This is a genomic window from Photorhabdus sp. RM96S (assembly GCF_042879335.1).
Classification (GTDB): Bacteria; Pseudomonadota; Gammaproteobacteria; order Enterobacterales; family Enterobacteriaceae; genus Photorhabdus; species Photorhabdus kayaii.
In genome coordinates this window covers 1-201 of the sequence record NZ_JBHFKT010000335.1, presented here as the reverse complement: position 1 = coordinate 201, position 201 = coordinate 1, and the positions used below count along the sequence as shown (strand labels likewise).

1 pseudogene is annotated in these 201 nt (G+C 53.2%); it reads right to left on the bottom strand.

Annotated features, from left to right (window positions below):
* Positions 1 to 201: pseudogene (locus ACGF49_RS25570) on the bottom strand (IS5/IS1182 family transposase); the annotation flags it as partial.

Sequence of the window (201 nt, the reverse complement as noted above, 5' to 3'; positions counted from 1 at the left end):
TAACTGACGCGTCAAACGCTTGATAAAAGGCTGGCTGTCGTGGACATTACCCGGTGTGGCGTAGGTATCGGTGATAATACCGACTTGCCCATCCACGGTACGGTGGTCAAGGTAAAAGAACCCCCTGGGTTTGTTGGTCCGGTGCATAAACCCGCTTTCCGGATCGACGGTACTGACCTTCGTCTTTCTCTGCCGTTCCTT